We start from the raw sequence: 8,336 nt of genomic DNA, 5'->3' as shown, positions 1-8,336 counted from the left end.
GGGCGAGCGGCCCGACGCGCACCGGATCGGCCGGCTTCTCGGCGATGCGGGGATCGGTGCGCGGCTGGGTCTGGTCGTTGAACTCGCCCACCGGTGAGGGCTGCTGCGCCAGCGCGGCCGGCGCCGTCGCGAGGCTCGTGGCCAACCCCGCCGCGAGCAGCGCGCCGGCCGCTCCCATCCCGGCGCCGCCGCGGCGCCCCGGCCTTCCGGTCCGATCTGCATGTTTTGTGCTTGTTGTCATCATCAGTCCCCAACCCGTCCTCTGCGCCGGCCTCCCCACGGGGTTCGTCCCGCTTGTCGTGTCTTCAGCCGGCGGCTCCCTCACGGAGCGGATGTTCCGTCGATGTTTCCTCCCGGGGTGACGCGGCGGGCGCGCAGAGCGTCCGCCGCCGAAGGCGGTCTTCGGATCAGTGGCTGATCATCCAGGGCCGCGCGTTCGGGAAGCTCTTGGCCGCAGCCGGTGCAGCCGCCGACTTCTTCGGCGAGCAGCAGCCGCAGCCGGCCCCGTGGCTGCGAGAGCGCCGCGGCTCGTGGCGGCTGCGCTCGTTGGTGGCGTGGGCGGCCTTCAGCCCCGGATCCATGCCGGAGATCCGCGGGGCGGTGAGGAAGGCGCGCTGGCATTCCCCGCCGCAATCCGGGCAATCGTGCGGGTCCTTGAACTGCGCCATCGGGCGCAGCACGGTGAAGGGTCCGCAGCTCTCGCAGGCGTAATCGTAGACGGGCATGATCAAAGATCCGGCGAGAGCGGCATCTGGACGGAGCCATCCAGGAACTTCGTCGGCCCGGCTTCGGACGGGTTGATGTCGAAGTCGAAGATGCCGGTCGGAATCCAGAGCGTGGCGCAGGCGTTCGGAATATCGACGACGCCGGAGATGTGGCCCTGGACCGGGGCGGTGCCGAGGATCGAGTAGGCTTGCGCGCCCGAGTAACCGAACTTCTTCAGGTACTCGATCGCGTTGAGGCAGGCCTGCCGATAGGCGACCGTCACGTCGAGGTAATGCTGCTTGCCGTACTCGTCGACGGAGACGCCCTCGAAGATCAGGTGATCGTCGTATTTCGGGGTGATCGGCGACGGCTTGAAGATCGGGTTCTTGATCCCGTACTTGGCCATGCCGTCCTTGATCAGGCTCACCTTGAGGTGGACCCAGCCCGCCATCTCGATGGCGCCGCAGAAGGTGATCTCACCGTCGCCCTGGCTGAAATGCAGGTCGCCCATGGAGAGTCCGGCGCCGGGCACGTAGACGGGGAAGTAGATCTTCGAACCGCGCGACAAATCCTTGATGTCGCAATTGCCGCCGTGCTCGCGCCCCGGCACCGTGCGGGCGCCGGTGGCCGCCGCCTGCTCTTTCGCGTCGCCCTTCAGCCGACCCATATGCGCGGTCGGGCCGAAGGGGAGGGTGGCCAGCGCCGGCACCCGGCTCGGATTGGTGTCGTAGAGCGCTTTTTCGCGCGTGTTCCAAGTCTCCAGCATCTTCGGATCGGGCAGGCAGCCGATCAGGCCGGGATGGATCAGGCCGGGGAAGCGCACGCCGGGCACGTGGCGCGACTTGGTGAACATACCCTCGAAGTCCCAGATCGACTTCTGGGCCTGCGGGAAGTGCTCGTCGAGGAAGCCGCCGCCGTTGTTCTTCGAGAAGAAGCCGTTGAAGCCCCACTGGCTCTCGGGCTTCGCGCCGATGTCGAGCAGATCGACCACGAGCAGGTCGCCGGGCTCGGCACCCTCGACGCCGATCGGGCCGGAGAGGAAGTGGACGATCGACAGGTCGATGTCGCGGACGTCGTCGGCGGAATCGTTGTTCTTGATGAAGCCGCCGGTCCAGTCGTAGGTCTCGACGATGAAGTCGTCGCCGGGCTTGACGGTCGCGACCATCGGGATGTCGGGGTGCCAGCGGTTGTGCACCATGTCGTTGTCGTAGGCCGACTGCGTGAGATCGACCTTGATCAGGGTCTCGGGCATTTCCTTCGCAGCTCCTTTTACTGTCCAGAATTCAGGCAGCCGTCCCCGTTGCGTGTCCGGCATGAGTCCGGCCGCCCCCGTGGATCGTTGTTGTCGTTCTTCGTTCATCCGGCGCAGCTTGGCGCCGGATCGATTCGGGCGGGCTGCCGGAGCGCCCCGCCGATGGCTCAGCTTGCGAGCAGCTCCTTCAAGGCGGCATCGAGCACCTTGATGTCGTCGGGCGAGGTGCCGGGACCACCAGCGAAGTGGCCCCAATAGGTCTCGACCGTGCGCAGCTCGGCATTCGGCATGTGCTCGACCTCGATGGCGCTGTCTTCCGGCGGGAAATACAGGTCGGTCGAGGCCGGCATCACGAAGGCCTTGGCTTTGATCGCGCCGAGCGCCTTCTTGAAGTCGCCGCCGTAGAGGTCGTTGGCCGAGATGTCGCCGTTCTGCCAGGTCCAGAGCATGGCGAGCAGGTTGTTGGCGTCCTTCTCCAACAGCCAGCCCTCCCAGAAGCCGACCAGGAAGTCTTCGAGCGAGGCGTAGCCCATCTGCTTCAGGTCGGCCTCGACCCGGTAGAAGGTCTGCGAGAAGCCCCAGCCGGCATAGACGCGGGCGGCGGCGCGCAGGCCCCTCTGCGGCTGCTCGGCGTAGAAGCCGTCGGCGAAGGCAGCATCCGCCTGGAGCGCGGCCTTTACGCCCTCCAGGAAGACGAAGTTGTGCCGCGAGCACTTGGCCGAGCCCTGGAACGGCAGGATGCGCTCGACCATGTCGGGGAACAGCGCCCCCCAGTGGAAGGTCTGGAGCGCTCCCATCGACCAGCCGGTGACGAGCTTGATCCGCTCGATGCCGAACACTTCCGTCACCAGCCGGTGCTGCTGCACCACGTTGTCGTAGGCCGTGACCTTGGGAAAGCGCGGCCCGTTGAACGGCGCGGGCGTGTTGCTCGGCGAGGAGGACAGCCCGTTGCCGAACATGTTCGGCACGATGATGAAATAGGTGTTCGGATCGAGCGCCTTGCCCGGCCCGATCAGCCACTCGTTCTCGAGATGGGTGCCGGAATACCAGCACGGATAGACGATGACGTTGTCTTTAGCGGCGTTGAGCGTGCCGTAGGTCTTGTAGGCGAGCCGCGCACCGCGAATCGTCTGCTTCGACTGCAGGACGACGTCACCGAGCTCGAAGATCTCGTAATCGGCCATCGCAACAATCCTCAGACCGACAGGAACCGGGCGACCTGCACCTCGTCGATGTCGGCGCGCAAGCTCTCGTGGACGATCGAGCCGTTCTCGATCACGAGAACCCGGTCGGCCACGTCCATGGCAAAGCTTAAGACCTGTTCCGAGACGACAATCGACAGACCGCGCTCGTCGCGAATCTTCTTCAGCGTACGCCCCATTTCGCGAATAATCGAGGGTTGAATGCCCTCGGTCGGCTCGTCGAGAAGCAGAACCTTCGGGTTGCTGGCGAGCGCCCGCGCGATGGCGAGCTGCTGCTGCTGGCCACCGGAGAGGTTGCCGCCGCGCCGGCCCTTCATCTCCAGCAGCACCGGGAACATCGTGTAGAGGTCCTGCGGCACCTTGCGCGAGCCAGTGACGGTGAGACCCGTCTCGATGTTCTCCTGCACCGTCATGGTGGAGAAGATCATCCGGCCCTGCGGCACGTAGGCCAGCCCCTTGGCCACGCGGGCATGGCTCTTCAGGGTGGTGACGTCAGTACCGTCCACGGTGATCGAGCCCGACTTCGTCGGCACGATGCCCATCAGCGTCTTCATGAGCGTGGACTTGCCCATGCCGTTGCGGCCCATCACGGCGACGATCTCGCCAGGCGCCACGTCGAGGTCGATGCCGTGCAGCACCTCGCTTTGGCCGTAGGCCGCGTGGAGGTCGGAAATCGACAGCATGGCCTGGGTGCCGGGCACGAGCGGCGGCACGAGGGAGGAGGGGGAAGTCTGGAGCATGATCCGTTCGCCCTCAGTGACCGAGATAGACTTCGATGACCCTCGGGTCGTTCTTGACCCGCTCCATCGATCCTTCGGAGAGAACCTTGCCCTGGTGGAGCACGGTGACGCGGTGGGCGATGTCCTCGACGAACTTCATGTCGTGCTCGATCACGAGCACCGAGCGGCCCTTGATGATCTGGTTCAGGAGCTCGGCGGTCTTGATGCGCTCGCCGACGCTCATGCCGGCGACCGGCTCGTCGAGCATCAAGAGCTCCGGGTCCTGGATCAGCAGCATGCCGATCTCCAGCCACTGCTTCTGGCCGTGGCTCAAGAACTCGGCCCGCTCGTCGAGCTGATCCTTCAGGAAGATCGTCTGGGCGATCTCGTGGATACGGTCGCGCACCTCGGCGTCGCGCTTGAAGGTCAGCGCCCCGAACACCGAGCGGCCGCGGGGGAACGAGATCTCGAGATTCTCGAACACCGTCAGGTCATCGTAGATCGAGGGCGTCTGGAACTTGCGGCCGACGCCGGCCTGGACGATCGCGCTCTCGGAGAGCTTGGTCAGTTCCTGGCCCTTGTACTTGATCGAGCCGGAGCTGGCCTTGGTACGCCCGCAGATCAGGTCGAGCACCGTGGTCTTGCCGGCGCCATTGGGGCCGATGATGACCCGGATCTCGTCCGGATCGACATAGAACGAGACGTCGTTGACCGCCTTGAACCCGTCGAAGGAGACGGTGAGCGCCTCGACCGCCAGCAGGAAGTCCTTGTCGTCGGCAGGCGTGCCGATCGGGAGGGATGAGGGGAGGATGGCCGCGTTCATGGATGTCTCCTCACTCGGCCGGGGTGCCGTGGGGCAGGGCGGGGCTGGCGACGGGGGCCAGGCCCTTGGCCTTGCGGAACAGGCGGGGTTCGATGTGCTCGCGCCAGATGCCGGCGAGACCGTTGGGGAAGATCAGCACTACGGCGATGAATAGGCCGCCGAGGCCGAACAGCCAGAGATCGGGGAAGCTTTCGGAGAACGAGGTCTTGGCCCAGTTGACCAGCAGCGTCCCCCAGACCGCGCCGAAGAGGGAGAGGCGCCCGCCGACGGCGGCATAGATCACCATCTCGATCGAGGGCACGATGCCGACGAAGGAGGGCGACATGAACCCGACCTGCAGGGTGAACATCGCCCCGCCGATCGCCGCGAAGGCCGCTGCCAGGCAGAAGGCGAAGACCTTGAAGCCCGCCACCGAGTAGCCCGAGAACCGGACCCGGTCCTCCTTCTCGCGCATGGCGACCAAGATGCGCCCGAGCTTCGACTTCTTCACGTACTGCGCCATCAGGATGCAGCCGATGAGCAGCCCGCCATTGACGAAGTAGAGGATGTATTTCGCGTGGTCGGTGCGGATGTCCCAGCCATTGAGCGTGCGCAGGTCGGTGATGCCGTTGATGCCGCCGGTGTAGCCCTGCTGGCCGACGATCAGGATCGTCAGGATCGCGGCGATCGCCTGGGTGATGATGGCGAAGTAGGTGCCGCCGACGCGGCGCTTGAACATCGCCACCGAGATGATGAAGGCGAAGGCCACCGGCACCGCGACGACGAGGAGAAGCGTCAGCGGCAGGCTCTGGAACGGGTGCCAGAACCAGGGCAGCGACGTGATCTGGTTCCAGTCCATGAAGTCGGGGATGCCCGGCGTCGACTGGATCTTCGTGTTCTCGACGCTGGACGCTTCCAGCTTCAAGTACATCGCCATGCAGTAGCCGCCCAGCCCGAAGAACACGCCCTGGCCCAGCGAGAGGATGCCGGCATAGCCCCAGCAGATGACGAGGCCGAGCGCGACGAAGGCGTAGGTGAGATACTTGCCGACCAGGTTGAGGCGGAAGCCGTCGAGCATGAGCGGCAGGACGATCAGGATCACGCCGGCCAGCAGCGCGAGGCTGACCCACTCGACCGGCTTCATGAAGGGGTTGTCGTTGACGGTGACCGCCTTCGACAGGGATTGCATCGGACTTGTCTTCTGGCTCGTCATCTGGCGCGCTCCTCAGCGACGGACCTTGAGGGTGAACAGGCCCTGCGGCCGCAGCATCAGGATTCCCACCACCGCGAGCAGGGTGAGCACCTTGGCCATCGAGCCGGAGAGGAAGAATTCGAGGGTCGACTGGGTCTGCGAGATCGAGAAGGCCGAGGCGATGGTGCCGAGCAGGCTCGCCGCGCCCCCAAAAACCACGATCAAGAAGGTGTCGACGATGTAGAGCTGGCCCGAGGTCGGCCCCGTGGAGCCGATCATCGTGAAGGCCGAGCCGGCGATGCCGGCGATGCCGCAGCCGAGACCGAAGGTGGTGCGGTCGACCTTCTCGGTATCGATGCCGACCGCGCCCGCCATCGGGCGGTTGCTCATCACGGCGCGGATCTGCGCGCCGAAGCGTGAGCGGTACATCAGCACCGCGACGCCGAGCGTGATGAATGTGGTGACCGCGATCACGAACAGGCCGTTGATCTGCACCTCGATCGAATCGGTGACGGGGATCGAGCCCATCATCCACGAGGGCAGTTCGACGCCGACCTCGCGCGGGCCGAAGATGGTGCGGTAGGCCTGCTGCAGGATCAGCGAGAGGCCCCAGGTCGCGAGCAGCGTATCCAGCGGGCGCCTGTAGAGGTGGCGGATCAGCGCCCATTCCACCAGCATCCCCATCGCACCGGACGCCAGGAAGGCCAACGCCATGGCGACGAAGAAATAGGCGCCGAAGAGCGAGGGCAGATAGGTCTGGAAGAAGCTCGAGCAGAGATAGGTGACGTAGGCGCCCAGGATCATGAACTCGCCGTGGGCCATGTTGATGACGCCCATCTGGCCGAAGATGATCGCCAGTCCCAGCGCCATCAGGACGTAGACGGAAAACAGGATCAGGCCGGCAAAGCCCTGCATCACGAAGATCGAGCTGAGGTCTGCGAGCGAATAGTCGCCGAACATGGTGGTGGTCCCCGGCGGAATTTTCTGGGAGGGCGCAGCAAGTGTCGGGCCACGCCCGTCTTTCGCGGTCGTCCCCTCCCGCCAGGGGAGGGGACCGGAGCGTCCGCGACTACTGGTAGCCCTTCGGGAAGGGGTTCGGCTCGATCAGCTCGGGGCTCTCGTAGACCACCTCGAACTGACCGGTCGGCAGGGCCTTGGCGACGCGGGTCTTCGACCAGAGGTGATGGTTCGGGTGGATCTTCACGTAGCCTTCGGGCGCCTCCTTGAACTCGATCTCGGCGGACGCCGCGGCGACCTTGTCGACATCGAAGGAACCGGCCTTCTCCACCGCCATCTTCCACAGGAACGGCCCGAGATAGGCGGCCTGGGTCACGTCGCCGATGACGGTCTTGTCGCCCCACATCTTCTTGAAGGCGGCGACGAACTTCTCGTTGTTCGGGTTCTTCAGCGATTGGAAGTACTTCATGCAGGAATAGGCGCCGGCGATGTTGTCGCCGCCGATACCGTCGATCTCGTCCTCGGTGACCGAGATCGTCAGCAGGGTCTGCTTGTTGAGGTCGATGCCGGCCGCCTTGAGCTGCTTGTAGAAGGCGACGTTCGAGCCGCCGACCACGTCGGCGAAGATCACATCGGGTTTCTTGAGCTTGATCTTGTTGATGACCGAGTTGAACTGGGTGTGGCCGAGCGGGAAGTATTCCTCACCCGAGACCGTGCCCTTGAGCACGTTCTCGATGTGCTTGCGGGCGATCTTGTTCGAGGTGCGCGGCCAGATGTAATCCGAGCCGACCATGAAGAACGACTTGGCGCCCTTCTCCTTGGCCACCCAATCGAGCGAGGCGAGGATCTGCTGCGTCGCCTCCTGGCCGGTATAGATGACGTTCTTCGACTGCTCCAGGCCCTCGTAGAAGGTCGGATAGTACAGGAGACCGTTATACTGCTCGAACACCGGCAGCGCCGCCTTGCGCGAGGCCGAGGTCCAGCAGCCCATCACCGCGGCGCAGTGATCGTTGACGAGGAGCTTCTTGGCCTTCTCGGCAAACGTCGGCCAGTCGGAGGCGCCGTCCTCCTGGATCACCTTGATCTTGCGGCCGAGCACGCCGCCCATCTCGTTGATCTGGGCGATGGCGAGCTTCTCGGCCTGGATCGAGCCGGTCTCGGAGATCGCCATGGTACCGGTGGCCGAGTGCAGGATGCCGACCGTGACCTCCGTGTCGGTCACCGCGAGCCCGGTCGTGTTGACGGCGGAGGTCGGAGCGGCGGCGAACGCCCCTCGCGGCATCATCGCCAGGGCGGGAAGGCCCGCCAGCCCCATGAGAAGCTTGCGCCGCAGGGCCGATTCCAGGCCCCTCTCGCGATCCTTGCCCTTATCGTCCGCCATCGTGCCTGAACCCCTGATCTGGCGTCGGCGCGGCTCTGCCGGTCGGCGGCCGTGCTCGAACAGGGCTTGAGGCTAGGCTTGATGATGCGGCGCACCCATACGCTGTTTTGCGTATGTCCGCCGGGC

The 8,336-nt window shown here is 65.2% G+C and carries 8 protein-coding genes and 1 pseudogene; all 9 read right to left on the bottom strand.

Annotated elements, in window-relative coordinates; translation table 11 throughout:
• Positions 1-178 (bottom strand): annotated as a pseudogene (locus MFF24_RS18990) (carbohydrate porin); the annotation flags it as partial.
• 229 nt (positions 179-407) lie between these two features.
• A complete protein-coding gene (locus tag MFF24_RS18985; RefSeq protein WP_238226407.1) occupies positions 408-725 on the bottom strand; it encodes an FmdB family zinc ribbon protein in 318 nt (105 codons plus the stop codon).
• Between the two features lie 2 nt (positions 726-727).
• Complete coding sequence (gene fmdA, locus MFF24_RS18980) at positions 728-1,957, bottom strand: formamidase (protein WP_238226405.1); 1,230 nt, start codon at positions 1,955-1,957, stop codon at positions 728-730.
• A gap of 167 nt (positions 1,958-2,124) precedes the next feature.
• Positions 2,125-3,141, bottom strand: a complete 1,017-nt coding sequence (locus tag MFF24_RS18975; RefSeq protein ID WP_238226403.1) for an alpha/beta fold hydrolase — start codon at positions 3,139-3,141, stop codon at positions 2,125-2,127.
• 11 nt (positions 3,142-3,152) lie between these two features.
• Positions 3,153-3,842, bottom strand: a complete 690-nt coding sequence (gene urtE / locus MFF24_RS18970; RefSeq protein WP_238226417.1) for an urea ABC transporter ATP-binding subunit UrtE — start codon at positions 3,840-3,842, stop codon at positions 3,153-3,155.
• Positions 3,843-3,912: 70 nt separating this feature from the next.
• Positions 3,913-4,701: an urea ABC transporter ATP-binding protein UrtD gene (gene urtD / locus MFF24_RS18965; RefSeq protein WP_238226401.1), complete on the bottom strand. Its 789-nt coding sequence runs from the start codon at positions 4,699-4,701 to the stop codon at positions 3,913-3,915.
• A 10-nt stretch (positions 4,702-4,711) separates the two neighbouring features.
• Entirely contained in the window at positions 4,712-5,893 is a 1,182-nt protein-coding gene (urtC, locus tag MFF24_RS18960) for an urea ABC transporter permease subunit UrtC (RefSeq protein ID WP_238226399.1), read from the bottom strand.
• 12 nt (positions 5,894-5,905) lie between these two features.
• On the bottom strand, positions 5,906-6,832 hold the full coding sequence (urtB, locus tag MFF24_RS18955; protein WP_108941173.1) for an urea ABC transporter permease subunit UrtB: 927 nt from the start codon (positions 6,830-6,832) through the stop codon (positions 5,906-5,908).
• A gap of 109 nt (positions 6,833-6,941) precedes the next feature.
• Positions 6,942-8,210: an urea ABC transporter substrate-binding protein gene (gene urtA / locus MFF24_RS18950; protein WP_238226397.1), complete on the bottom strand. Its 1,269-nt coding sequence runs from the start codon at positions 8,208-8,210 to the stop codon at positions 6,942-6,944.
• Positions 8,211-8,336: the final 126 nt, after the last annotated feature.

This window comes from Methylorubrum aminovorans (genome assembly GCF_022179725.1).
GTDB lineage: Bacteria > Pseudomonadota > Alphaproteobacteria > Rhizobiales > Beijerinckiaceae > Methylobacterium > Methylobacterium aminovorans.
Note: the sequence above shows the minus strand (reverse complement) of the source record. Positions and strands in the feature narration are given on the sequence as shown.